At 54.6% G+C, this 25,700-nt stretch carries 23 protein-coding genes; 16 read left to right on the top strand and 7 right to left on the bottom strand.

Annotation, left to right across the window (positions count from 1 at the left end):
• Positions 1-153: 153 nt before the first annotated feature.
• The 3 genes from cynS to AC19YY_RS26195 all read left to right on the top strand — a co-directional run bounded on the left by cynS (position 154) and on the right by AC19YY_RS26195 (position 1,662).
• Positions 154-621 (top strand): cyanase, encoded by a 468-nt coding sequence (gene cynS / locus AC19YY_RS26205; protein WP_322948446.1) that lies wholly within the window; start codon positions 154-156, stop codon positions 619-621.
• 94 nt (positions 622-715) lie between these two features.
• On the top strand, positions 716-967 hold the full coding sequence (locus tag AC19YY_RS26200) for a DUF2790 domain-containing protein (protein ID WP_322948445.1): 252 nt from the start codon (positions 716-718) through the stop codon (positions 965-967).
• A 35-nt stretch (positions 968-1,002) separates the two neighbouring features.
• Complete coding sequence (locus AC19YY_RS26195) at positions 1,003-1,662, top strand: carbonic anhydrase (RefSeq protein ID WP_322948444.1); 660 nt, start codon at positions 1,003-1,005, stop codon at positions 1,660-1,662.
• A 90-nt stretch (positions 1,663-1,752) separates the two neighbouring features.
• On the opposite strand, the gene cynR is transcribed toward AC19YY_RS26195, so the two are convergent.
• Together cynR and AC19YY_RS26185 are read right to left on the bottom strand one after the other, a co-directional pair.
• Entirely contained in the window at positions 1,753-2,652 is a 900-nt protein-coding gene (gene cynR / locus AC19YY_RS26190; RefSeq protein WP_454827305.1) for a transcriptional regulator CynR, read from the bottom strand.
• 247 nt (positions 2,653-2,899) lie between these two features.
• Positions 2,900-5,815, bottom strand: coding sequence for a Tn3-like element IS1071 family transposase (locus AC19YY_RS26185; RefSeq protein WP_003049965.1), 2,916 nt, complete (start codon positions 5,813-5,815; stop codon positions 2,900-2,902).
• Positions 5,816-5,976: 161 nt separating this feature from the next.
• On the opposite strand from AC19YY_RS26185, the gene AC19YY_RS26180 reads away from it, so the two are divergent.
• Complete coding sequence (locus tag AC19YY_RS26180) at positions 5,977-6,105, top strand: hypothetical protein (RefSeq protein WP_454827302.1); 129 nt, start codon at positions 5,977-5,979, stop codon at positions 6,103-6,105.
• 713 nt (positions 6,106-6,818) lie between these two features.
• Here AC19YY_RS26180 and cadR read toward each other — a convergent pair.
• Positions 6,819-7,259 carry a Cd(II)/Pb(II)-responsive transcriptional regulator gene (gene cadR, locus AC19YY_RS26175; protein ID WP_454827301.1) on the bottom strand — a complete coding sequence of 147 codons (441 nt, stop codon included), beginning with the start codon at positions 7,257-7,259 and terminating at the stop codon, positions 6,819-6,821.
• Positions 7,260-7,344: 85 nt separating this feature from the next.
• Here cadR and AC19YY_RS26170 point away from each other — a divergent pair, with 85 nt between their 5' ends.
• The 3 genes from AC19YY_RS26170 to AC19YY_RS26160 all read left to right on the top strand — a co-directional run bounded on the left by AC19YY_RS26170 (position 7,345) and on the right by AC19YY_RS26160 (position 12,245).
• On the top strand, positions 7,345-9,750 hold the full coding sequence (locus AC19YY_RS26170; RefSeq protein ID WP_454827299.1) for a heavy metal translocating P-type ATPase: 2,406 nt from the start codon (positions 7,345-7,347) through the stop codon (positions 9,748-9,750).
• Entirely contained in the window at positions 9,747-10,826 is a 1,080-nt protein-coding gene (gene lspA, locus AC19YY_RS26165) for a signal peptidase II (RefSeq protein ID WP_078365540.1), read from the top strand. The genes AC19YY_RS26170 and lspA overlap by 4 nt, the downstream gene beginning before the upstream one ends.
• Positions 10,827-11,291: 465 nt before the next feature.
• The gene (locus tag AC19YY_RS26160; RefSeq protein WP_454827405.1) at positions 11,292-12,245 is read left to right on the top strand and encodes an endonuclease; all 954 of its coding nucleotides are present in this window, start codon (positions 11,292-11,294) and stop codon (positions 12,243-12,245) included.
• Positions 12,246-12,423: 178 nt separating this feature from the next.
• Here AC19YY_RS26160 and AC19YY_RS26155 read toward each other — a convergent pair whose 3' ends face one another.
• Together AC19YY_RS26155 and AC19YY_RS26150 are read right to left on the bottom strand one after the other, a co-directional pair.
• Complete coding sequence (locus tag AC19YY_RS26155) at positions 12,424-12,714, bottom strand: hypothetical protein (protein ID WP_011077912.1); 291 nt, start codon at positions 12,712-12,714, stop codon at positions 12,424-12,426.
• Positions 12,715-12,888: 174 nt separating this feature from the next.
• Positions 12,889-13,854: a DNA replication terminus site-binding protein gene (locus AC19YY_RS26150; RefSeq protein ID WP_076964880.1), complete on the bottom strand. Its 966-nt coding sequence runs from the start codon at positions 13,852-13,854 to the stop codon at positions 12,889-12,891.
• A gap of 236 nt (positions 13,855-14,090) precedes the next feature.
• Here AC19YY_RS26150 and AC19YY_RS26145 point away from each other — a divergent pair, with 236 nt between their 5' ends.
• Positions 14,091-14,732 carry a DUF6988 family protein gene (locus AC19YY_RS26145; protein ID WP_076964878.1) on the top strand — a complete coding sequence of 214 codons (642 nt, stop codon included), beginning with the start codon at positions 14,091-14,093 and terminating at the stop codon, positions 14,730-14,732.
• Positions 14,733-14,755: 23 nt separating this feature from the next.
• Here AC19YY_RS26145 and AC19YY_RS26140 read toward each other — a convergent pair whose 3' ends face one another.
• The gene (locus AC19YY_RS26140) at positions 14,756-15,724 is read right to left on the bottom strand and encodes an HNH endonuclease signature motif containing protein (RefSeq protein ID WP_169899442.1); all 969 of its coding nucleotides are present in this window, start codon (positions 15,722-15,724) and stop codon (positions 14,756-14,758) included.
• A gap of 596 nt (positions 15,725-16,320) precedes the next feature.
• Entirely contained in the window at positions 16,321-17,187 is an 867-nt protein-coding gene (locus tag AC19YY_RS26135; RefSeq protein WP_076965359.1) for a replication initiation protein, read from the bottom strand.
• A gap of 1,017 nt (positions 17,188-18,204) precedes the next feature.
• Between AC19YY_RS26135 and AC19YY_RS26130 the strand changes: the two genes are divergently transcribed.
• The 8 genes from AC19YY_RS26130 (at position 18,205) to AC19YY_RS26095 (ending at position 25,617) form a co-directional block, all read left to right on the top strand.
• Complete coding sequence (locus AC19YY_RS26130) at positions 18,205-18,684, top strand: hypothetical protein (protein ID WP_169899440.1); 480 nt, start codon at positions 18,205-18,207, stop codon at positions 18,682-18,684.
• A gap of 209 nt (positions 18,685-18,893) precedes the next feature.
• Positions 18,894-20,027, top strand: a complete 1,134-nt coding sequence (locus tag AC19YY_RS26125; RefSeq protein ID WP_076965348.1) for a ParA family protein — start codon at positions 18,894-18,896, stop codon at positions 20,025-20,027.
• A 135-nt stretch (positions 20,028-20,162) separates the two neighbouring features.
• A complete protein-coding gene (locus tag AC19YY_RS26120) occupies positions 20,163-21,191 on the top strand; it encodes a ParB/RepB/Spo0J family partition protein (protein ID WP_076965343.1) in 1,029 nt (342 codons plus the stop codon).
• Between the two features lie 393 nt (positions 21,192-21,584).
• On the top strand, positions 21,585-21,890 hold the full coding sequence (locus AC19YY_RS26115; protein WP_500605109.1) for a hypothetical protein: 306 nt from the start codon (positions 21,585-21,587) through the stop codon (positions 21,888-21,890).
• Positions 21,891-22,773: 883 nt separating this feature from the next.
• Complete coding sequence (locus AC19YY_RS26110; RefSeq protein WP_076965369.1) at positions 22,774-23,754, top strand: ParB/RepB/Spo0J family partition protein; 981 nt, start codon at positions 22,774-22,776, stop codon at positions 23,752-23,754.
• Between the two features lie 63 nt (positions 23,755-23,817).
• Positions 23,818-24,441 (top strand): hypothetical protein, encoded by a 624-nt coding sequence (locus AC19YY_RS26105; RefSeq protein WP_500605108.1) that lies wholly within the window; start codon positions 23,818-23,820, stop codon positions 24,439-24,441.
• A gap of 186 nt (positions 24,442-24,627) precedes the next feature.
• The gene (locus AC19YY_RS26100; RefSeq protein ID WP_198800235.1) at positions 24,628-24,987 is read left to right on the top strand and encodes a histone-like nucleoid-structuring protein, MvaT/MvaU family; all 360 of its coding nucleotides are present in this window, start codon (positions 24,628-24,630) and stop codon (positions 24,985-24,987) included.
• Positions 24,988-25,131: 144 nt separating this feature from the next.
• On the top strand, positions 25,132-25,617 hold the full coding sequence (locus AC19YY_RS26095; RefSeq protein ID WP_076965293.1) for a hypothetical protein: 486 nt from the start codon (positions 25,132-25,134) through the stop codon (positions 25,615-25,617).
• The last annotated feature ends 83 nt before the right edge of the window (positions 25,618-25,700 follow it).

Here is a 25,700-nt window from a genome sequence, read left to right as displayed (position 1 = left end):
TCTGCAGCCTGAGTTGCGCTTCAGCGCTACCGCCCGCCTGCGCCTGCATCTATAGGCAGTACTTATACAAAGCATTGCATATCAGTCTTTGACGCCATGCATCTATCGGCCGATCATTGCTTCACACCAAGCAACCCCGATAGGAGCCACACCATGCAACAGTCGCACGCTTACAACGACCCAAGCCTCGCCCTGACCACCGAAGTGCTGGATGCCAAGGCGCGCAAAAACCTGTCCTGGCAGGACCTGGCTGACGGCACCGGGCTTGGCTTGGCTTACGTCACCGCCGCCCTGCTCGGCCAGCACCCACTGCCGGAAAGCGCAGCTAAAGTGATTGGCGACAAGCTTGAACTGGATGCCGATGCGGTAGCCCGCCTGCAAATCATCCCACTGCGCGGCAGCCTCTCGGGCATTCCGACCGACCCGACCATCTACCGCTTTTACGAAATGATCCAGATCTACGGCACCACGCTGAAAGCCCTGGTGCATGAGCAGTTTGGCGACGGCATCATCAGCGCGATCAACTTCAAGCTGGACATGAAGAAGGTCGAGGACCCCGAAGGCGGTTCCCGCGCAGTGATCACTCTGGATGGCAAATTCCTGCCCCTGCGCCCGTTCTAACCTCGCCGCGTCCCTGAATCGGCCCGCTCCCTGCGGGCCCGATCCCAAAATTGACCTGATCCCCACTGCCACCCATTTATGCGGAGGATGGCTCATGAACAAAATCCTACTTTTAGGCCTGTCACTGGCAGCCTCGCTGTCGGCTTACGCCGAAGAACCAGTCACGCCAGCGCCAGCCGTTGCCTACACATACGGCATGCACTTAGACATCGCCAAGGTGATACGCATGACTTCGGCTGCCGACACCTGCGGGCCGACGCCAGCCGAAATGACCTACCGTGACTCACAGGGTGACGTCCATGTTCTGCAATACCGCCTGTATGGCACCGGCTGCAGCGACTCATAGCCCAACAATCCAGCAGATTTTTACAGGTACATCCTATGCAAGCGCTTATTGACGGATTTCTGAAGTTTCAGAGCGAAGCGTTCCCACAACGCTCCGACCTATTCAAACACCTGGCGACCACCCAGCACCCAGGCACCTTATTTATCACCTGCTCCGATAGCCGCGTGGTGCCGGAACTGCTGACGCAACAAGAACCCGGGGAACTGTTCGTGATTCGTAACGCCGGCAATATTGTGCCGTCCTACAGCCCGCATCCGGGTGGCGTGTCGGCGACGGTCGAGTATGCCGTCGCGGTACTGGGGGTGACCGATATCGTTATTTGCGGCCACTCCGATTGCGGCGCCATGACCGCGGTCGCCACGTGTAAATGCATGGACCACCTGCCCGCTGTAAGCGGCTGGTTGCAGCATGCCGAGTCGGCGAAGGTCATCAACGAGTCGCGTGTGCATGCCAATGACGCGGCCAAAGTCAGCTCAATGGTGCGGGAAAATGTCATCGCCCAACTGGCGAACATCCAAACCCACCCGAGCGTGCGCCTGGCTCAAGAAAAAGGTGTGTTGAACCTGCATGGCTGGGTCTACGACATTGAAAGCGGCTCAATCGACGCGCTGGACGACGATAACCGCTCCTTCAAGGCATTGGCCGACTACCCAGCGACCTGCGCCGTGCATGCTCGCTCAGCCGTTGCCGCTTGAAACCCGGTTGCCTGTTAAAGATTTTTACCCCAGTGCTCAACTGCAGCGGCTGTCACAGGCCGCTTACCTGTTTCGCTAACGGCTGGCGCGCTATTCGCGCCCGGGCGTGCCCTCCTTCATCGCCCCCAGCATTAAGCGGGTAAAGGCGTCTGATGCAGCGCTGTGGTAGTTATTTTTACGCCGCAGCAGCGCGGCCCCGCGCTGGGGCGCTTCGGCCACTAATGCAAGCTTGCGCAACGCGCGGTCTTGCGTGGCAATGGCTTCCGGCAAAATCGTGGCAACGGCGGTGTGCCGAATAACCTCGAGCAGGGTATTCACCGAGTTGACCTCAATCACCACCTTGGGCGTGATCCGCGCTGTCGCGAAGAACTCATCAATGCAGGTGCGGGTCACAAAATCGGGGGTCAGCAGGGCAAACTCCAGCTGCGCCAGCTGATCGGTAGTCAGCGTGGTCTGAGCTTCATAGAGCGGGTGATCACGCCCAACCATCAGCCCCAAGGTTTCGATAAACGCCGGAATCGACTCGATGTCAGCGTTTCTGACTTGATCAAATGCAATCGCGATATCCAGCGAATCATTGGCCAGCCCCGTTTCGATGTCGTCCATCGACAACTCGAATATCTGCAAATGGATATTCGGATACAGCGCGATGTAATCGCGGATCAGTGGCCCGACCAGGTAGGCCATAAAGGTTGGGGTCATGGCCAGCCTGAGCGAGCCACGGGACAAATCCTTAACGTCATGCAGCGCCCGCTTCCCCGCCGCCAACTCCACCAGCACCCGGCGGGCGGATTCGATATAGGCCAGACCCGCATCAGTGGGTTTGACCGTGCGCGAAGTTCGGTCGAACAGGCTGACGCCGAGCGTCTCTTCCAGTTGGCGAATCTGTTGCGACAAAGTCGGCTGGGAAACGTGCAACGCCTCTGCCGCGCGCGTGAAGCCACCGTGATCAGCAACCGCCAACAAATACCGCAGATGCCGTAACAGCATTGCATCACCACCTATAGGCAAAAAATATGCTTCGCATTGTATGCCAGCGCATAAGCCTATGGCTAAGTCGACAGACCGGCGCGACAGGCTTACCAGCCCAGCACGGGGTCTCCTCGTTTTCAGTGCAATAAGTGACGGTACGAAAAGCTAGCACTGGCGCGGAGGTGGTGTTGGTAGATCGTTGATTTCATTGACTTTCCTGTTCACTTTCAAATCTGCGATTCGTGGCGTCAAACCGTGGTCGGTTTCATCCATTGGTGCCAGTTATCGATGCATTTGGCCGCGAAGGCAGGATTTGGTCAGCATAGCGGTCAACCGGGAAGCGAAACACACCCCGCAAGTTGATGCTCTCCAGCCTGGTGGGCGCAATCTTCCCGATCAGTTCCGGTGGAATGACCTGGCGGCGGTTCGACCAGCGATCCAGGACCGCCTGCATCTGTGAGGTATTCCACGCCATCACGATGTTGGCCATCAGGCTCAACGCATCGGCCACAGCCTGCATTTCATCGACACGTTTGGCCTGCGCCGGGCTGATCCGGCCGGTATAAATGGCGCGCTTGAGGGCGTTAACAGCCTCGCCCCGATTGAGCACCCGGCGCAACTCGTTCCTGAAAGCGTCCTTGACAAAGTAGTCAGCCAAAAACGCCGTACGCAGCAACCGCCCCAATTGCACGCCAGCCTCATAGATTGGATCGCCCTGGGCGGCAGAACCGAACCGCGCAAGAGCTGCCACCGCACTGGCATGTCCGCTCATGACCGAGGCTGCCAGGTGCACCAGACTATCCCAATGCTTTTCGATCAAAGCGACGTCGACATTGGCTTCGCACACCGCAGCGATTTCTGCGGGCACTTTGGTGCCGCGTGGCACAAAGAGGTGGCGCTGTTTGAGTTCCTTCAACCGCGGGCAAAGATCAAAACCAAGCAAACGGGCATGTGACATGGCAAAGTCGGTGTAGCCATGGGTATCCACAGCAAGCTGGCTGGTCTCCAGCTTTTCTTGGCGGATGACACCTTCAATGGCCACGCCCGCCTGGCGCTCATTGAGCACAAAGGGCTGCGCATGGAAGATGCCCCACCGGTCTTTTACATGGGAGTAGATTCCAATGGAAGGTGTGTTGCGCCGAGGATCAAGCCGGGCTTGCCACACCCGTTTGGTGGTCTCCATGCTCATCATGTCAGAAGATGCCAAATCGGACCGCCCCCAGGTGGCGGCAATCGGGTGTCGCTGCATGAATTCCAGCACAGCCTGGCAGGCCTGGCTCAGACGCCGTTCGTCCCGCGCCCAGCGCATGGCCTGGCGAATGCTGGTGGCAGACAATTGCGGAATCATGCGCGCGCATTCGACCGCAGTCAGACTGGTGCCGTGGGCCATGATGCCGGCATAGACCATCAGCAGCTCGTCGGTAGAGCGCGGCTCACGTCCGAGCATGATCCAGCTAAAGCGCACCTGGGCGTCAACGGCCAGAATCACTTCCGGCAATTGAACCTCACCGATGCGGTGATCCAAAGCCGCGCGCAGCTTGGTCACTTCTGGGTCTTCGTCCTCTGCGGGCAATGGCGACAAATGGAGTTCATCATCCACGCGCAGTACGCCACTGCGGGCTGCAGCGGCCACCGCATCGACACCGGCAGTTACTCTGGCCAGCAAAGGCTTCAAGAAAGTGGCAGCCTTGCTGGGTAACGATAGACGGGCATAGTGTTTCTTGGACTCTGCCTGCCAACGCTCGTCCGTGAAGAACAAGCGCGCACGACCCCGAAAGCTCAGGCTGTGCTCAATCCAGACCGAGCCATTGCGCACCGCGCGGCGCAGGGCAAACAGGGTGGCCACCTCCAACGCCTGAAACGCCCGTTCCCGGTCTGGGCTGGAGATCGAAACCTGCCAGATCATTCCCAGACTTGGTGCCACCACTTCAACTGGCAGCTTTCTGGATCCTTTGAGATATAAAGCTTGCAGCTTGGCAAGGTACTCGATGGCAGGATGCTCGCCGGTGGCCTGCCAGGGCAGCTTTGCAATGGCGACGAGCAACGACCGCACGGGGCGAATTCCATCAATCAATCCCTCGCGGACCAGGGAGGCCCTGCTCGGTGGTTTGCGTTTCTGGGTTTCGGTGATCAAGGCTTCAAGACGGGCACGCAACTCAGCATCTGGCACCGCACCTTGCGCGCTCAAGGCAACAAGTTCGCCGAGCAGCGTTTTGTACATTGCGGCCCAATTGACGGTAGCGGGGACATCGGCGGCAGCCTGACGCCACAGATCGGCGATCCGGCGCTGCACCATAAGGATCAACTGGTCTGTGGTGGTGAACAGGCAATACCGAAGAAAGCATGCGACCTCCACGGTGCGCGCTGGCTCTTTGATCTTGGCTCCGGCTGAGGGCGGCCTGGAGACAAGTCGGCGCGCGTAGCGGCGCAAGATGAGATCGGGGATGTCTGCCAGGTGCTTATGAACGTCCAGCGTGTAAAGCAGGTCGATGCGCTCCAGTACCTCGCTGATTTGGCGGGTTGAGTGTTTCGCCGGTGCAGCCCATAGCCAACTCTGCTGGGTTTGTCCATCTGGGCGCAGCTCTGAAACTGAGGCTCGCCAGCGATCAAGTGTTGCTGGATCAACGCTGGCGGCGATGGCGGTGCCTGTTTCAACTTCAAGCTGGGCAAGTGCCGCCGCAATCAGTGTCCGAATTGCCCGCTCGTGCACGATCACCAGCTTGTTCTTGTACAGCCATTGACGCGCCCGCACGAGTAGCTGATCGCGGTCGGCGCAGCGCGCCACTTCGTCGCGCAGTTCACGTACCAGTGAGCGGCGCTGGTGCTCGCTCATCCACTGGAATCCAAGGACCGTGCAGGCTACTTGTTGGTGATCGAATAGCGTGCGCCCGCGTTCATACATGGCTCTCAGCGAGGCGACTTCTGGTGCTGCAATGCCAAGCTCGTTGCCAAGGTGGCGCCACAAGGCTACTGGAATTACCCGAAAGGCACCGAGCAAACGCCCACTCATGCGCAGGAAACCAATATGGAGCGCCAGACCAAGCTTGTGGGAATCACCTCGGCGTGCATTGATTGCGTCGCGCTCGGCACCATCGAAGGTGAAAAATGCCTTCATCTCGAAGTCGCTGATATCGCGGGGGAGCCCACGCATCCCCAAAAACGTTGTGTGCCAACCCTGCATCGTGAACCTCAAAAGTGGGAGGCCACCATACCCGTTTACAAAGCGAACAGGAAAGTCAATGAAATCAACGGTCTACCCAGACCACCCCCGCGCCAGTGCTAGCTTTGCGTACCGTCACTTATTGCACTGAAAACGAGGAGACCCCGGGTGGAGAACGCTCGATGAAGCTGCCGACTTACTCTGATCTGGTGCGCCTGGTCGAAACCATGGACCGCCACCCCCTCGGCGCGATGCTGCTTGTTGCCCTCGGCCTGGTCGCCGTCGCGGGGGTGTGGGCCTGGCGACATTGAGCGAAACGGATTTCCGCTCATAGGCCCGTTCGCGGGTGCCGGTGGCCTGTTGGTATGCGCCGGGTCAATTCATCGCGCCTACGGCCGTTCTGGTGGCTCCACGGTGGCAAAACGCACCACCCTTGGAACCCCTTTCCTTGTAAGCCGTATTCGCAGCCTTGGCGAGCCACCGACGGTGGTTCGGGGGCATAACGTGCGAAGCCCGACAGTCCGGGGGACTGTCGGGTGAGGCGGTAGGAGCCGGCCCGGTAGGGCTTCGGGCCGCCTAAGCGGCCCGAACTCCGTAGCCCGCCGAACACATGCCCACGCGCTCCGGCCGTCGCACTGGAGGGCTGTTGAAGGTTGGGGTGAGTAGTCGGCCTAAGCCGACTACGAGGGCGCAGCCCTGGGGGCCTGGTCTACCCCGCAAGGCGGGGTCACGTATAGCGCGCTTGCGCGCCCCTCGATGCCGACCAGTCAGGCCCGCTTGCGGGGCTGCGCAGGCGGCCATTGCACGGCCCGCTAGGGCCGCTCGAATTTTCTTCCTTGGCCGTGGGCCTCCAAACCAGGTTTTCCACAGCGCGCGGGTCTCTTGCTACCAGCAAAAGTTATCGGAAAGACTTAAAGGCAGAACCTTACAGGTTTAGGGGGGGTGCGATTTAACGCGGGGAGGGGGGGCGATCTAACGTGGGGTCGCCTCAGAAAACGGAAAATAAAGCACGCGAAGCCCTTACTTACCCAGATGTTTGACTGTTCGTGGCACTTTCATCATGGCAATTGCAATTGCCCAACCCTTGCAAAATGCCGCACGCCTCTACAGATCGAGAGCCAGAACACTTCTCGCGCAAATCAACCAAGTGCCGCTTTAACTGCAACAGCGCGGACACACGCATTTCCACCTGTTGAATATGGGCCTCCAGCAGCGTGTTGACCTCCCCACAGTCCTGCATCGGGTTGTCTCGCAGACCCAGCAATGCGCGAATCTCGCTCAACGTCATGTCGAGCGAACGGCAATGACGGATGAATTGCAAGCGCTCAATGTGCGCCTCACCATACAACCGGAAGTTGCCACCGCTTCGCGCTGGCTTCGGCAGTAGCCCTTCCTTCTCGTAGTAGCGGATGGTCACGACCTCGCATCCAGAGCGCTTGGCGAGGTCGCCAATTCTGATTTCCATGCCTCAATCTCCATTTATCGCTTGACTCTATAGCGACTATAGAGATTTTAATGGAGGCTGTACAGACGATTTAAAGGAGTTATCCATGAGCGAATGCGCTTCAAAAGGGTGTGGCTGCTCGGCTGGGCCGATCATCCAACCCCCGACACAAGCCCCGCAGACAACCGAATCGGCTCAAGCGGTGTACCGCATCGAGAACATGGATTGCCCCACGGAAGAGGCGCTGATCCGAAGCAAGCTGGCCGGGCTGGCGGGTGTGGCAGGTCTTGAATTCAACCTGATGCAGCGTACTTTGGCCGTTCGGCACGAACTGCCTTCGCTGTCACCCGTTGAGCAGGCGCTAGCCGCCATCGGCATGCAAGCCGTGCGCATGGATCAGGCATCGACCGAAAAAACGACCAAGCTGTCCATTGCCAAGATGGATTGCCCGACCGAAGAGGCGTTGATCCGCAACAAGCTCGGCACAGTCGCCGGGGTTGCCGATCTCGATTTCAACCTGATGCAACGCACGCTGTCGGTGCGTCATGCCGATCAGGTTCTGCCCAACGTGCTCGCGGCATTGCAAGCGCTTGGATTTGAGGCGCAGGTGATGGACACCGCAGAGTCCGCATCGCCATCCGCTTCCCCCGTGATCACGCCGACCAACTGGTGGCCGCTAGGCATCTCCTTGCTCACTGCATTGGCAGCCGAGGCGGTCTACTGGCTCCACAACGGCAATCATTGGTCGGTTGTCGTTCTGGCGCTCGTTTCGGTCTTCACAGGTGGCCTCTCCACCTACAAAAAGGGTTGGATCGCGCTCAAGAACCTTAATCTCAACATGAACGCCCTGATGTCGATTGCCGTCACGGGTGCCATGTTGATCGGTCACTGGCCCGAAGCGGCGATGGTGATGGTGCTCTTCGCGCTGGCCGAAGTGATCGAAGCCAAGTCGCTGGATCGCGCTCGCAACGCAATCCGTGGCCTGCTCGACATGACCCCGGAACAGGCCACAGTGCAACAGGCTGACGGCACATGGCGCGAGGTGAGCGCAAAGCAAATCGCCATTGGCAGCCGCGTCCGGGTCAAACCGGGTGAGCGCATCGCCCTTGATGGTGAGGTGCTTGAAGGCCGTTCTACAGTCAACCAAGCCCCGATCACGGGCGAAAGCCTCCCGGTCGAAAAATCCCCCGGTGACCCGGTGTTCGCAGGCACCATCAACGAATCCGGGTCATTCGAGTATCGCGTCACCGCCGTGGCCAGCAACTCCACACTGGCCCGCATCATTCACGCCGTAGAGGCTGCTCAGGGGAGCCGTGCGCCGACTCAGCGTTTTGTCGATCAGTTCGCCCGCTGGTACACACCCATCGTGTTCGCCCTAGCCATCGCCGTCGCGTTGTTGCCGCCGCTGTTCATGGGTGCGGCATGGCTCGACTGGATCTACCGTGCATTGGTTCTGCTGGTGGTCGCCTGTCCCTGCGCGCTGGTGATCTCTACGCCGGTCAGTATCGTCAGCGGCTTGGCCGCCGCCGCCCGCCACGGCATCCTCATCAAGGGCGGCGTCTATCTGGAAGAAGGCCGCAAGCTGCGTTGGCTGGCTCTGGACAAGACCGGCACGATCACGCACGGCAAGCCCGCACAGACCGATTTTGTCACCTGGGGCAATGCACTCGCCTCGGACAGCCGCAGCATCGCGGCCAGTCTGGCAGCCCGCTCCGACCATCCTGTATCCAAAGCGGTGGCACAGGCCGCGCAGACGGACGGGGTTGCCTTGCTCGACGTGGCCGAATTCAACGCGCTGCCCGGTCGGGGTGTGCAGGGCCAAATCAACGGTGAAACCTACCATCTTGGCAACCAGCGGATGCTAGAAGAGCTGGGGCAGCGTACTCCCGAGCTGGAACAGCGCATCGCGGCGCTGGAAACCATGGGTAAAACTGTCGTGATGTTGGTCAGCGCAAAAGGGGTTCATGCCTTATTTGCCGTAGCGGACACCATCAAGGAAAGCAGCAGGAGCGCCATTGCCGAGCTTCATGCACTGGGCATCAACACCATGATGCTGACCGGCGACAACCCCCACACGGCACAGGCCATTGCCGCACAAGCCGGGATCGACCGTGCGCAAGGCAATCTGCTCCCAGACGACAAACTGCGCGAAGTTGAGCTACTGGCCATAAAGGGCAAGGTCGGCATGGTCGGTGATGGCATCAACGATGCCCCGGCCTTGGCGCGTGCGGACATCGGCTTTGCCATGGGAGCGGCTGGCACAGATACCGCCATCGAGACCGCTGACGTGGCCCTGATGGACGACAACCTGGGCAAGATTCCGACCTTCGTGCGCCTGTCGCGTGCGACGGCGCAGGTGCTGATGCAAAACATTGTGCTGGCCCTTGGCATCAAGGCAGTATTTCTGGTGCTGACCTTCACGGGTCAAGCGACCATGTGGATGGCGGTGTTTGCTGATATGGGGGCCAGCTTGCTCGTCGTTGGCAATGGCTTGAGGCTGTTGCGCAAATGAGCTGGAAATTCTTTCTCTACGACTGGGGTGGTCTGAACATCGCGTTGTTCCAAGCCATCAACATGAGCACACCTGCAGCGCTGGAACCGCTGGCATCGTTCTTCAACCTTGTGATAGGCAACTACTGGACTGCACCACTGATGCTCTTGGCGATGTGGGGATGGTCAAAGTCGGCACCTGACCCAACGCGGGCCGATGCCATCCGGTACAGACTCAGAGTCTTTAGCGTGGCCTTTGCGTTGGCATTTCTCGTCGCCACCATCTTGAAGCTATGGATCGACTTTCCACGCCCGCCTGCCGTTTTTGGCGACATGGTGCGCGTTATCGGGGGCATCGAACGACACTACAGCCTGCCCAGCGGGCATGCCACCTATGCCGCGCTGGTGGTCGGCGCGCTCTGGCCTTTGATAGGCCGTCGTGGCCGCATCGGCTTGGTGTTGTACGCCGCATTGGTCGGTTGGTCACGCATCGCAGCCGGAATGCACTTTCCTGCCGATGTGCTGGCGGGGTGGGTACTTGGATTGAGTTGCACGGCGCTCGCCGGGTGGCTGATGCCGCTGGCCGCCCCTGTGTGGCAATCGGCTCGCCGCACATCGACTTGGGTCTGGTTCGCAGTGGCCGCCAGTGCTGTCATGACAGATCAGCTCGCAAAGTTCGCCATCACCCGCACGTTTGCCTACGGTGAACAGGTCGAAGTCAGCACCTTCTTCAACATTGTCCATGTCCTGAATCCCGGCGCGGCATTCAGCTTTCTGGCGAACGCTGGCGGCTGGCAACGTTACTTTTTCATCACGCTGGGCCTGGTCGTTTCTGCTTGGCTGGGACGCATGCTGTGCCAGCAGCGGCCACGCCTCGAAGCGGTGGGCTACAGCCTGATCCTTGGTGGTGCGCTCGGCAATGTCGTGGATCGTGTGCTGCGTGGATCGGTTGTCGATTTCCTCGACTTCCATTGGCAGCTTGTGCACTGGCCCGCCTTCAACCTCGCTGATGTGGCGATAACTATCGGAGCGCTCTGCCTGTTCTTGACGGTTGTACCGAAAAGCAGTAAAGGCACAGCGGCCGAGGTGTCCGGTTAAGCTATACATCAACCTGACCGGCGACTACCTCTGGCGCAACAGCGCCAAGATCGGCGCGGGCAAGTTCAGGCCGCTACGACCATTGCAACCGGCTTAGCGTGCTTTATTTTCCGTTTTCTGAGACGACCTCTACGCCATCGAGGCAACTGCGCTTGGCCCAGAAAGCCCGTCTCTTTCTGATCGAGCCGAACAGCATCGCCAGAGTGCCTTGGCCGAGGCAAGCGACTGGAAGCGCAACAGCTTCTGGGCACTTCTCCTGGCAGGGTTGTTTGGTGTCATTGCCACGGGCCATGAATCGATCGCGCAAATTATCTTTCGCAGGGTTCGTCGCATTGGCGAGCTTCTTACCCCGCTGCGGTAGCTACTGCGAGCAGCGCTCAAACCCAAGCCTTGCTTGGGTTTTTTTTCCCCTGAATAGCCTGGAATCACCCTTGTTTTAAGGAAAAGACCGTGAAATCGATCCTCATGATGTTTTTGGCCATGCAGATGGCCACGTCTCACTTCGCTCTTGCCTCCGCACCTACGACCTTCGAGCAGGCCAAGGTTGAGCTACGCCAGAAGGTCTACTACGACCGCAACACCAGCGAAGCCGGCGATCTTTACTGTGGGTGCGACTGGAAGTGGGTAGGGCGATCCGGAGGCCGTGTGGACTTCGCCTCGTGCGGGTACGAAGTCCGCGCTCAGGAGAATCGCGCGCAGCGCATCGAATGGGAGCACGTCTTGCCAGCATACGCCTTCGGCAGCCAGCGGCAGTGTTGGCAGAACGGGGGGCGCAAGAACTGCATCGATACCGATCCGGTATTTCGCAAAATGGAAGCCAACATGCACAACCTTGCGGTGAGTGTTGGCGAGGTCAATGCTGACCGAAGCAATTTTCGCTATGGCGTTTTACCCTCAACACCGATGCAATACGGCGCTTGCCCGACCAGAACAGATTTTCAGCAGCGCGTGACAGAGCCTCGCGACCAGGTGAAGGGCGCGGTAGCCCGAATCTACTTCTACATGCACGACCGTTACGGGCTATCGATGTCCAGAGCACAACAGCAGTTGCTGATGGCCTGGGATCGTCAATACCCGGTGAGCGCGTGGGAACAGGAGCGTGACCGGCGGATCGCCAGAGTAATGGGGCATAGCAACCCATTCGTAACAGGTGAAAGATCCTGGAATCTCGGTATGCGAGTGAAGGGAGCGGGCACAATGGCACAGGCCATTCGGAGCGAACCAGTTCAGCACCAGGTATCTGGTGGATACGCCTCCAGCTCGCTTTCGCCGGTGATTGGCAACCGCAATAGCAATGTTTACCACCTGCCAGTGGGCTGTCCGAGCTATGAAAAAGTCGGAACGCGCAACCGGGTAGAGTTTGCGAGCGCTGCGGACGCCGAAGCTGCGGGTTTCAAACGGGCCGGAAACTGCCGATAAGGGCCGTTCGGAGGGGATATGCGGTTTTGTAGCCTTCAGGGCCAGGTTAACCCTTCCTGAGCCTCCAGGGCGCTGTGCGGTCGTTACAGCCCGTGCTGACGGGAAGCGTGAGGTGAGGGAGCGAGTTTTGCGTGCCTGGCCGGGTGTATCGTGAAGATCTCCCGGCCGGCCTCGATGATCAATCAACGGTCTGATGCTGTTTCGTTTTTGCAGTGTGCTGGGCCGGTACCGGACCAGAATGGGCTGGCGTAGTGGCCAAGGTGTGAGTAATCACCGAGCCGCTTTTGTTCGCCAGGTTCTTTGCCAGAGACTCGCGGACAACTTCCATCGTGAGTATTCGCGAGGTGGCAATCGCAGCTTTGAGGGGCTGGCCAGCTGCAACCAGTACCTCAACCATGTCCAGGGCCGTATTCACGCCGGCTTCAATTCGTTTCTCAACGCCATCAATCATCATCTTCTCGATCTCCATTTCAGGCAGCTGGCGGAATGCAAGCGGCCTCAGCAGAGCGTACGTGGTTCACCAGCTATTTGGGTAGAGCATCAAAGCGCGAGGCTAAAGGACGCATCCTAATTATTAGGCTGCTACCGAATTTAACATAACAACCATTCAACGAACTGTAACATATTGATATTTCTGGATTTTTCAGTCGGCCGGTTTCGTTCTTATCGACTCTCGGTAAGTCGAGGTCACGGCGTCTACTGCATCAGATTTCGGGTCTCCACATTCATCCTCGGGCGCAGCAACAAAAAATCGACCTCCTGGGAGTGCCGGCGTCCGCTGTTTCATGTCGAAGCGTCTTGCCGATCGTAGATCTCGGTCAAAATTCTTGAGAGAAACAACCCTCGCAACGCTTTGCCCATCCAAAACGAAAAACGGAAGGTTAGCGTGCAGCATTGCGTCATAGCGGCTGCTCTCTGAAAACCACAGCATTGCCCGCGGATGCGGCGCGATTTGCTTTGGCACATCCAATAAGTCAGTTTCAGCCATGTTCGCGATGCTGCGCAGATCGACCCACTGCGGACTACTTTCTACAGGCTCACCGGTGGCCATAGATCGCTCATGAGCTTCCTCGAGCAGCAGCTCGCGCGCGTGCGCGACAGTCACACGCTCTTTTCCTGAGGTGTGGCCGGCCCAGGTGAAAGTGATCTGTCTTGGCGCAGCGTCAAAGACCTGGATTGCCCGTTTGAGCTGATTGAGAGAGAAATTTTTACCCAAGGCTTGGCGCATGATGTGAGAGCGGCGGCTGACAGCAACGTTGCGAAGCTCCCGTTCAGCTTCGATCGCTTCCATCAAGGCGGTCTTGCAGCGGTTCACTGCCCTTCCCTCCTCCAGTACCGACCCTGACAGCACGAAGTAACCAGGTAAGCGCATAACGGTTCCTGGAGCCTGGCCAAGATCACGTTCGAACTCTCCAAATGCCGTTATAGCCGCCGTAATGGCTTCCATTCCTGTGATGCTTTGAACTGCGATATTAGAAGGAGTTTTTTGCTCTGATAGAAGCGGGATTCGCCAAGCCCTCCCCGCTACTACAAGGGATGGCCACTTTGCGTTTAAGGCAGTCACCGCGGCAGTGAGACGTTCGAACGCCAAGACAATAGATTGAGTCATACCGATCCCCACATAATACCACCCCTTCACTCAGGGCCTTATCGAGGCAACCCTAAGACCTAACTCAACCATGTTAACCAGAGTCGAGGGGATTGAGTCCATTTACACGAAACTAAGTGAAGGGGTGGTATTGCATGCACCATGGAGGGGACCTTCAAAGTTCGGAAAAAGTACGCCTTGAGGCTGTTCCAGCAGCCCCTATACTGGTTTTGTCTACCGTATAAGTGAAGTGCAATATGCCGCTTGAGGAAATGCTCACCCGCTCGGCTGTTCTACAGGCTGAGATCCTGCGACTGCTCGAAGACGAACCCACATACCCCGGCGAGCGGTTTGAGGCTGCAATGATTGCCTGTGGAATCGCCCTAGAACACGCTCAGGCACTACGCATCCTGTTCGAGCATGGCAGTCCAACCACCGCTATGTCGACGCTACGCCTCCAGTTTGAAGCTCACACCAAGGCAATGTGGATGTTGTACGCTGCGAGTGACCTGGCCATCCAAAAGCTCATGGCACCGCTGACAGAGGAAAGCGCGCGGGTAGCCAATAAACTCCCCCAAATTGGGGAGATGATGGAGGCTATCGTGAAGAAGGCTCCGGTCGGGGCTTCATCTATGCTGATCCAGTTCAAAGACGTTTCCTGGTCGGCGATGAACTCCTATGTGCACAGCGGCATTCACCCGCTGCGTCGGCACCTGGAGGGCTATCCTACCCAACTCGTACTGCAAGTTCTGCGGAACTCCAACGGATTGATGACAATGACGGGGATGCTCGCGGCGATCCTCACTGGCAATGATTGCTGCATCAAGCCGATGCGAGTTATCCAGACACAGTTTGAGGACTGCCTCCCGCCGCTTAATCCATTGGCCCCACAGGTGTAGAGGCCCTCACACTGTGGAGTGGTTCAGCCGAACCTCTTGGCGTATGTAAGTAGCTGCATGTTGAGGTCATCCGCATATGGTGCATAGTGCGCTTCGCGGTGACAGCACGGGCACAAGGCCACACAGTTGTAAACACGATCTGACTTCTCGGCCCCTAAGATGTGATGAACATCCAGGAAGCCAGGGAAGTCCCGGCTCTTACCACAACTCTCACGCTCGCACGCAAACCCGGCCCTTTCAAGTACAGCTCGACGTACATGCGGATCGCGACGAACCTCCGAACGAAGCACGGGCACACGCTCGCCTTCATCCCGGCCCAGAGTCGAGTAGTCCGGCGTCGGGCAGTCATCATAGGTGTCATCGACCAGTACCGGCCTCACTGCATGGGGAGTAAGCTGGGCTAAATCGATCACACCGGGCCACTGCCACAGCGCATCGGCGACCTCGTGTCCGTCAGGTGTCCGGTCATCCTGCAACCATAGGGTCGGGCTAGTGCCATTTTGTGCGTGATTCTTCCGAGCTCGCCCCTTCAAGCCACGGCGTTGTAAGTCATCGCTGACTTCTCGCTGGCGGTTCCAGATATCGTGGAGACTTTCGATAGGAATGAGCGCGGCAAAGATAATTGCGCCTCCGTCACGCTGTAAAAGCAGATTGTGAGTGAGCCCACGCTTTGTGTCTCGGGTGGTGATGTGCTCCAGTGTCGCATCCCATCCGCCCGACCGCAGATGCGCCGCCAGTTGAGCCGCTGAGTAGTTCTTCTCGTTGGGATTTCGTCCATCGCGCCTCCAGCACAGTCGGACGCGCATACTCAGTACCTGGCCATCAGGAGTGCGGGTGACGATGAACTGTTGCGTGGCTACGCCCGTTTGAATTCGCTTGTCGTCAATGACAACGTAGCCTCTATCTTTCAGAAATGGCGCTAGTGCATCCCTGGATAGTTTTTCCGCAGCATGACTTTCAGGCCCCCGGAACAGGCGATTTCCTTTCGACATTTTCACACCCCCGCTGTTGATCTATGACGAAGCCGTTCAACCATTCCCAACCAGGAGCACAGAATGCACCCGCACTCCTTTAAAACTGCTCATACCAATGTGAAAGGTGAAGTTTGGGATTCTATGCAGTGCTGACAGGATTCAGACACATCAAGGGAGCAGCTACAGAATGACAGCCAGCAGACTTTGTCCGCAGAACCAAACAGATTTGTTCTGTTGCGACCTAATCCAGTTGATTCGTAACGGTAGGATCATCCGTCTGATCCGATTTATTGTGGAGCCCTTCGACGACGGTAACTCCTGGGGAATTCAGACCGTCGCAATTGCACGGCCGGATTCTGACGATGGTGACCGGTTCCCGATCGTAATCGTCAACCTTCACGAAGATGACGAGGCTGCAATGTCGTTTGCGCTGCTAATTTTCGAAGAACTCAAATTAGCTGGACGAGCGTCCAGCGCAGACGTCAGCCATTGGCGTCGAAGTCTCTTCACTGTTGTCCCTTGTAACTGAGCACTACCCTCCTCCAGCTACCTGAGTAGAGAACGCGCTTACTGCCGGCTCAAGCAGCAAGTGGTCGTCAAATGACCACGGCTTGTTAGCTAGGCAGTTCAGCGCCATCGGGAGACACCTCGAACAGAAGCCCTGCTTCCTGGGCTTCAGCTATTTCTCCGAGCGACCTACTGAGCAGCCATTCACTTTCCTCTTCGTGGTCAAAATCGGGAAGCGGTGGAAGATCTTCAGGTTCTAGTTCTAGATTAAGCGCAAGCTGTGCCAGGTCGGAGAAGGTGAATTTGATGGCTATTACTTTTCGGCCTTCTCTTTTCAACTCATAGCTAACATCCAGATTACTTTTCGCCTTGAGCTCAGCAACGGCCGGGTCGATTACCCGTTGGCGAAGGTTATTGAATCGTTGGTAGGCCTCCGATAAACCGAGCGCAACCCGTAAAGACTCGACCTCTATGTATGCCCAACCGGTTTTGCGGAACTGCATGAGCATTTCGAATAGGCGGAATGAGTGGATCGAGTCTAAGCATGCAACACGCCGCAGGTCATAACTGGTCACTTTGCTGTAAAGCATCGATAGGTATGGCATGACGTGGATCGTAAATGACAGCTCTACCCTGCCCTCTCCATCCAGGTACTTAGCGCGGTCAACCCATCGCTTCCGCTCCATGCCAGATCCATCGAAGGTTTTTATATCTCGCTCGTACAACTCATCCGCAGCCACTTTCATCTGCTCGTACGCGTGTCGGAGCTGTACTCCATAGATATCCGAATAGTCTGCAGCAGACACCGACACCTTTTTAGGCATGGGCCTTCTGGGATCAAGCTTGCTAATGGCCGCCAAGATCAAACGCTGTTCGTTGAGTGTTAGCCGATACGAGGCCGTAATCAACGTGTTGGATTTAGTAACCCTGAGTTGCTTTGGTTCTGACTTGTTCGGCTTGGATAAATTGGACATGACTGGCCCTACGCTAGGTTGCCAAACCCTACATCGAGAATGCGTTGTAGTCGATACCCGCGGCGCGATCTCCAACGCAAAGCTAACAAATACGGGCGTTTCAGCGATGTCGAATCTAGACTTTTACACAATACGTAGAATCCGTAGTCGATAGAGAGTAGCCGTAATCTGTAGTCAATCGAGTGATTCAGAGAACAAACATTAGCCGCAATTTGTAGTCGATGATCGAATATTGACCATTGTGATAGCCGTAATTTGTAGTCAATAGCCGATACAGATGCCCGACCCGGTGGCTTTCAAGCCGTCATTGGGCAGCCGTAATTTGTAGTCGACACATACTGGCCGCTCACAGACGTAGCCGTAATTTGTAGTCGATTGGGTCCTACTGCTGTCGTATTGGCTTTGTTTCGACCGACCGATGCGTGGAAAGCGAAATTTGCTCCTACTGATTCAGTACAGGTCCTATTATAAATAAATCCTATATAAATCAGTGAATTAGCGAGTTTTTTGAGTAAATCTCGACTGGCTGTTCAATTTCAGTGCGAGAATTGTCCTGAAATCAAAACCTAAAAACTGGGTGCCGTGGTAAGACCCACCCATTCAGCCGCAATTTGTAGTCGATAGACCAAGACAGAATTAGGAGTTTTGGGCTGTGGATAACGGCCGCAATCCGTAGTCGTTGCAGCCGGAATCTGTAGTCGTATTAGCCGTAATCCTTAGTCGCAAAGCCTGAATCTGTAGTCGCTTTACCGCAATTAGTAGTCGATGATGCTCTGGAAGCCCCGTAATACAAGGCCTGCAGCGTTCTAAAAACAAGAGAACAACAAGATAAAAACAATTAAAAGGCTTTTAAAAGTGAAAAGCTGATTTGCTGAACGTGAGAAATGACGCTCGAGACTGCGTTAATCAAAAAATCGAGACTCCCGCTTTTCAGACGCTAATGCGGTTCGAAAGCAGCACATTCTTCAGGTACGGGAAGCGAAAATGTCCCAATCGAACATGACCTGGAGGATCCCAATGAATACTGCTGCTTTCGCTGGTGTAGCTGCCTATCTGATAAGCATGGCTGCTATTGCACCGGAGCCGGCAAGTCTATCCGTAGGCGTTACAACGATCATCGACGTTCAGCAGCACTACACCATTATTGACAAGATTGGTACGTCATACACGGGTGGCCCCGTACTCAATCTTTCGGAGTGGGAGATCAATATGGAGGGTATTACTGACATCCAGTTAGCCTTTAACGCAAAGGGAGTGCTAGACGTAGCTACGGTAAAAGCAGACAAGCTACATCTGGAAGAGGTTGTGGAAGGCTTGCGAAGCAAGCTTGAGATGACTGGCGATCAATCGAGCCTAGGATCTGAGGACATTTTTTTCAGGTACGGGACGACTGAGGTGATTGTTGAATCGCATCCTCTTGATTCTCAGTTCACAGTCAACTACATCAGCGCAGACTTCAAACGCGCCCGTACCCTGGCTCAACAACAGTACGCTTAGCCAGAACAGTAGTCTCCCCTCCCCTTTTCACCTGAACAGTAATTCGGGCTAAGCAATCAAAAACCGAAATAAAGCCGAACTTGATGCTCAAAAAAACGTGCATAGGTTCGGTTTCAGTAGCCTAAAAAAGCCCTGTACCGTGTTTTCTCCTTGAAAAAGCAGCTTTAAGGATTATGATTGACCTGTATTCAACACATGCAGGGAATTTCATGCAGCAGTCAAGCGAGCAGTTTGAAGAGGAATCGGTCTATTACACCGATTTTTCCACCCTCCTCTACCCACCTAAATTCGCGGCCGATTGCTTCGGATTAACGACTCGTCGCCTGCAAGATATTGAAGATGAAAACGGTCTTGAAATCCGTAGGATTCCACGCGGAACAGTCCCTACTCGCGCTTACACGTTGAGTGACATCTTTGACATTGCAGCGATACGCAGAGCAAAAGGTCAAGCCAAAGGTTTATCACGACAAGTGGTGATTTCGACCTTTGTTCCTAAGGGTGGTACAGGCAAAACCACAGTGACGGTTAACCTGGCCATCTCCCTTCAGATGCAAGGGCTCCGAGTTCTAATCATCGACAACGATCCCCAGGGCGATTCCTCAAGTGAGTTGGGATATGACCCAGATTTGTCAAGAACTGACCTTGAAACTATGGGTATACCGCCAGACCGATATGTTGATGGCAACCTCGGTAACCTGCTGAGCCCCGAACTCAGAGGTAGGCAATTTGAACCGTTGAATTTTGCGCAGGTTGTGAAGAAACCATTCGGTGAAAACGGTCCTCATCTTATCCCTGCTGATGCATATCTTGAGGATCTAGTTGTCGCGTTGGACGCCGAGAATAATATGGATTTCTGGTACGCCGATTGGTTGGAGCGCGCGCGAAACGGTGAGATCGAGGGCATTGATACGTCGAACTATGACGTCATCCTTTTTGACAATGCCCCTACTGCTTCTCGCCTGACTAAAAACTCTATTGTCGCAAGTGACTTCGTTATTTGCCCTGTCCGGATGGATAAGTTCTCTTTCCGCGCATTGATGCGATTGAATGAATGGATGGTTCGTTTCGCGAAGGCTTACCGCCGTTCTCCGGTTGTTTTGGCGATTCCGACGATGTTCATTCGTAACCGCAAACGTATTCTGAACAACCTAGTTGTTCTGAACGATCTGTTTCCAGGACGGGTTGCTGAGGAAAAGCTCTACTATTCAGAAGACTACGGCAAGGCGTTAGATCAAGGTGTCCCGCTGATTGTCTGGAAGGGTGCAACCAACAAATCCATTGATTCTATGCGATCTGTATTCAGCGAGATCCTTCAAAAGGTTCGAGAATTTGCATCCCAGTAAATGGTGCTCCGAGCACCACTGTACATTTCAGGAGACTGGTGCTCCGAGCACCACTTGAGATAACTGGGGTACTGGTGCTCCGAGCACCACCCGAAAGGAAATTGGACAAGACCAAGGTTGATTGAAGGAGAAGAAATGGCTAAGTCAGAGGATTTCCCTGGTAATCCAAAAAAAGCTCCAAGCTGGATGTCAGGAGTAAAACGAGCGCCAGCAGAATTGCCAGAACCCAACTTGAACGTTTCGGTAAGAGAAATGCTTGCTCAGAAACAGTCAGAATCCGGAGGCAATCCGCCGGTTGGACACGAAACTGCAGTAGTGTCTGCAAATGCTCAGGCAATCACAGAAACCAGTAACCTGGTTATAGGAAGTGGGGTGATCGCTGAAATTCGCACAGAGCTAATACGTGTATCTCCATTTCAGCCTCGACTCACGTTCAGTGAAACTGCAATTGAGGAACTCGCCAACTCCATTGCATCAGTTGGCTTGGTCAAGCCTATTACTGTCAGGCCATTAGGAGATGGATCTTTTGAGCTAATTGGAGGTGAGCGTAGATGGAGGGCTCACAAACTACTAGGCCGGGATACTATTACCTCACATGTGCGCGAGTTGGATGACTCTATGGCACAAATCCTGGCACTGACGGACAACGAAGGCCAGGAAACACTCACTGAATACGAGCGAGGAAAATCTTATTCTTCGATATTGGAATCAAAAGGTGAGCGTTCGATTCGAAGTTTGGGAAGGAGAGTAGGGGTAAATCACTCGGTGATTAGTAGATGCCTGCTGCTTATGGAGCTTCCGAAAGCGGTACGTCTGATTCTGGACGAGATACCGTCGCTGATCGGCGGAAAATGGGCTAAAGATTTTGTTCAGTTCAGCAGTACAGCTCCAGAATTACTTCTTAAAGCTGTAACTGCAATGAGAGATCAAAAGTGGAGTCAGGAGCACGCACTGAGGTGGCTGGCTAAGGAAATTGCAGCCCTGAACCAGAAAAATCCGACTAACAAGTTCACCGATACCGAGATCAGCGGGATAGGTCGAGTTCGTGTTGAAGGGAAAAAAGTGGAGGTTCGCTGCGAAAAATCCGTTGATGCTAAACGCTTAGCCGAACAGTTTGAGACCTTTCTAAAGGGAATTGACCGTTCTCTGATCTCTAGTGAATGATTCTCAAAACCATTGTAACTGCATATTTCAGACGATAATTCAGTCTGAAAACATGAACACGAAGGCAAAGTGCCATGACAGAATATGGTTTTTAGACTTCGAGATAGGGATATATGGCAACCGCAGTCGCGCAACCAAAACACAGAGTGGTGCAACCGCAAACTCGATTCACCACCTTCGAACAGCTACCCAAGATCGAGCCTGAGCATTTGCTCGGCCTGAGCCGTATCGAGTTGTTTTCAGTGATAGCAGAACACTGGCTGAATTGCTCTGCTCCTGCTCGGATACACATGCTGAGCAGTGAAGATCGGTTCATACGCAACGAGGCGAGGGCCCAAAACAAAGCACTAAGCGTCACGCAAATTTGCGTAGACCAAACGCCAGGGATTATTTATGACCAATTCAACCAAACACCACGTCTCTCTGGCGTATGAGCATGAAGGGGAGGCACGGCAAGCTTACGCCGAACTGCACCAGGCGAAGATTTGTGTGACCTTCGCCGGTCTTCCGAGCATAAGATTCCAGGTCTCGCTGAACGACCCCCTCCAGGTGATCTTGGAACTGCCCACAGACCATGGGGGCAAGAAACCCACGGTGTCTTGTGATATCTCATCTATCCCAGAGCTCAAAGTGGCGATGGCAGAGGCATACAGGCAAGGTTGGCTTAGCCCTAAGGTGGCTATCAATGCCTGCCAGTAAACGACCTCGACATCAGATTTGAGTAACCAGATCTGTATGTCGATATGCTGCCCTGGATGGAATACGCGTGTAGCATTAGCCGGAAGCCTGGCGCATAGGCCTAAGGTTTAACCAAGTTGCTTTATGGATAACCTTTAGCTGCGGGGGTAGAGATTCCGGTAATCACCTATGCTTTAGATAGCCAGGCCGCTATGGAACCATTGGATGGATCAAGGCGCCGGTGGTCTGAGCAATTGAAAAAAAGCATCAAATTAATGAAACTTGTCAAGTCTTAAACGGTCTGTGCAGTCCTAATGTTTGCTGTAGGCATGGCCCTAGCTTATGCTGTGCTATGAGACAACTTTTATAGGTGTTGCCGTTCTGCAAGTCATTTACGAGCTGGAAATGACGTACTTTTGACGCTGTTTTTAGTGGTGAATCAGGACTGTATATTTATACACCGATTAGCATTCAGCCTTTGCCTTGACAGAAAATACTGAGATTCAGCCATGATCACAAAGATTCCGCCTCATGTAGTCAGAAGCTTTCCCTATTGGGAGACTCCACCGGAGCCGGGCCAGGATTTACACGAACTGAAGTGGGGTGTCATGGAAGTCCTTTCAGATAAAACGCTTAGATTCGTTGATACACAGCCAGATCAAGAGGCTCTTGAGGAACTGATAAGCCAACTGCAAGAGAAGATTTAATAGTGATTTAATGTTCTCCAGAAATATTGGCAATCACAATCCCTGCTTAAAACGGCAGGGTTTTTTTTGCCTTAGATTTTATACTGACGGATAACAACGCCACTCAAAATCAGACGTGAAAACGACTTGAAAAAGCGTCATTCCAATTTTTACCCGGTTTATCGTTTCTTGATAGAACATGGAACGAGAAGCTGCATATGCAAAACGTAGATTTGGAGTTTCACGATTACGCTCAACTGTTTCCGCTAATTGTTGGTGATGAGTACCAGGCCTTGCTTGATGACATCGATGCTAACGGGCAGCGCGAGCCGATCGTTCTTTACGAAGGGAAGATCCTTGATGGCCGTAATCGCTATCGAGTTTGCAAGGATCTGCTGATCGAACCCATGAGAGAGGAGTTCACGGGAGATGATGCCCTGGGTTACGTCCTCTCCCTCAACCTGTATCGCCGGCAGCTCACTATTGCACAGCGTGCACTGATTGCTGCCGAGCTTTCCTCCCTACGCGGGAGTAGTGCCATAACGGTTGATCTTGAGAAAGCTGCGGGGCAAGAGTTGGAAGCGGCTAAAATGGCTATTGAGCAGGCAGCTAAAGTGTTAGGTATCAGTCCTCGCTCGGTATCCTCAGCTTGTAAAGTTGTCCGGAACGGCACCCAAGAGTTATTGGATGCAGTCAAGGCCGGCGAAGTCAGCGTCTCTGCGGCTGAGCAGGTGGCCAAGCTGCAGAAAGAAACACAGCAAGAGTTATGTAGCCGCGGGCCCAGGGCGATTCGTAAAGCAGCTAAAGATATGAGGGAAGAGGGCAGGGCAACAACTGGTTCCCCCAAGAAGGTAGTCCCGCCAACAGATAAATCGGGTTCCTTGCCTCCTCCAGTACCACTTGAAGTCGAGGACGATGCAGAGCCTCCTGACACTCCTCGTAACCTGGTAGCAGCTAGAGAACAAGAGTCGGAGGCTTTTTATACATTGGAAAGAAAACCTGCAGCTCAATTGCTTTTCGAAATGGCTGATGCCGGCATGCATTTTGGGCGAGAGGCAGAGGGTGTTGCTGACGACATCATGAATGAGGTTGAAGAAGGGCTAGATCTTCAATTCTTGGCCTTTGTAGTAGATATAGCGAAAAGACTTGAACCCCGGGTTAAGGTCAAAATGCAATCCAAATACGCTGAGGAACCATGAAGGTTGGGATTTTCTGGCCAGGTGTTTTGATAGATCAAAGCCCGCACTGAAAGGTATACCCAGATGCAAACGTCCCAGGACGATACCGTTATGGATTTTGGCCCTAACCTCTTTGGGGTGGATAGCAACACCGCGTCAGGATTTGTCGTCGATGATGCAAACACTACAAACGAGGTGCCAGGTAGCGACGTGCGCTCTCTTCAGAAGCAGGAGCAGAGCTTTGAGCATATCCCGGGACAGACTCCCGATCACCAGGCAGATGCTGACAATGTTCCATCCAAACATCATGATGTCCCTGGAGGGAAAGCTGACCAGGCAGCTGCACAAACAAGCCCAGGGAAATTAGAGGTAGGTCCTAAAGCCTTGGCCAGTGCGAAAGCAGTCGTAAAGTTTCTTGGCAGCATCACCGGTTTTGACGAGCAAAGCGACAGGCAACGTAGCGTTGTCCGTGACTTGATGTCAAAGCACACCCAGGCAATGGAATTTAAACTTCAGGGACAAAAAGCACCGGAGGGTGAGGATTTCGACTCCATAGCAAAGCAACTGCGTCGAGAAAATAATCGCTTGGACACCCTGCTTGAAGGTAAGGAAATACTCTTCGGTAAGGCGCGAAAAGCCGCCGAAACCGCGATCGAGAATATGCAGAGCGTTATTACCGAAATTAATCGCTTGGAGGAAGAGGGTTAACCCTCTTGAACACAATGAAAAATCAATTGAGCGCCAACATTCAATTCTATGCTTTCTGGCCTTGCACTGGCTTCCTAGCTGGCTATGCATTCCTTACATCGGTAGGCATGATCTAGAACAGGCTCTCAAAGCCTCTCCATAGCCCCAACACGGCTCAGTGGTATAAACCCAACCCAAGGAGACAATATGTCCCTCATTATCGAATACCGCGCAACTGAGGAAGCCATCAAAGAACTTCAGGTCCGGCTGGAAAAATTGAGCGGCAATGAAGCGCTTGTGAAGGAAATGGAGTTCGAGAAGAAGCTCCGGGTATTAATGTCGGAGTATGGAAAACACCTGGGTGACATAATCGCGATTTTTGACCCAGACTACCTTAAAAAAAGAGGCATCGAGCCGGCAAAGACTCGCGCGCCACGAGTAGTGAAGATTTACCGTAACCCAAACACGGGTGAGCATGTTGAAACCAAGGGCGGCAACCACAAAGTGCTCAAGGAGTGGAAAACGGAATATGGCCAAGACGTAGTGGAGTCTTGGCGAACCCAGTGACTCATGAGCTCACGATGACCTTCAAGATCAAGGCCGGTTACCCCGGCCTTTTTTTATGTTGTTGGTTTGCTAACCAGGTGCTTGGGTTTTGTGAGTTGAATGAGAACGTGGAAAGGAGGTAAATAACTATCAACGGAGGATCAAATGAATATGAATGAGAACGTCGATGAGCGCTTGGTGGCAGCCGTCATGGATGACACACAATCAGATATCGACATTGCACGAATTGCAGTTGAGAAGATCCGGCAGGGAGCTGAAAGTATAGCCGCTGGCATGCACGGCCGTAGCAATGTGACGGCTGCCTTCGAGCATCATGACGGTACACCAATGTCGCCTGAAGAAGTTTTAGCCCACCAGTGCGCCCATGCCGCCAGCATTGGAAAATCGCTAGGTCAGGATTTTTTGCAAAAAGCCCCACCAGCTCTATTGGAACAATTTTCCGCCGTGGCTGGGAACCGTAACGTCGCTGACAGCGGGGCAATGCTCGTTGGCCTGCTGCACGGGTTCATGATCGCATTTGCCACCAAGGAGACTGAAGAGCGAGCATTGAAAGCGATGCTGGAGGTTGCTCGCATCTGCCACGAGGCCAACAATCTTCGTGGCACGACTTTCGGCCAAGCCTCCGAATAAGGTGCGACGGGGGGGAAATAACCGGCTATCCGCTGACACGGGTAGCCGTTTTATAGGCTCCAACGAGAAGCATTTCAATCGCA

The sequence above is a fragment of the Pseudomonas sp. MF09156 genome (genome assembly GCF_059862305.1).
This window is presented reverse-complemented; position numbering and strand designations above follow the sequence as displayed.